This is a genomic window from Streptomyces chattanoogensis (assembly GCF_001294335.1).
GTDB classification, from domain to species: domain Bacteria; phylum Actinomycetota; class Actinomycetes; order Streptomycetales; family Streptomycetaceae; genus Streptomyces; species Streptomyces chattanoogensis.
The window spans coordinates 1-225 of the sequence record NZ_LGKG01000123.1; the positions used below are offsets into that span (position 1 = coordinate 1).

1 protein-coding gene is annotated in these 225 nt (G+C 66.2%); it reads left to right on the forward strand.

What is annotated here, in order from left to right; translation table 11 throughout:
* Positions 1-225 (forward strand): glutamine amidotransferase-related protein (locus ADL29_RS14820; protein ID WP_425424241.1); only part of this gene is annotated, 225 nt, incomplete at both ends.

Sequence of the window (225 nt, forward strand, 5' to 3'; positions counted from 1 at the left end):
CGAGGTCACCGCGCACAATCACGGCTTCGCCGTGGACGCCCCCCTCGACAGGGTTTCCGACACCCCCTTCGGGCGTGCGGAGGTCTCCCATGTCTGTCTGAACGACAACGTCGTCGAAGGTCTGCGGCTGCTCGATCAGCCGGCCTTCAGTGTCCAGTACCACCCCGAGGCCGCCGCGGGTCCGCATGACGCCGCGTACCTCTTCGACCGCTTCGTACAGCTCAT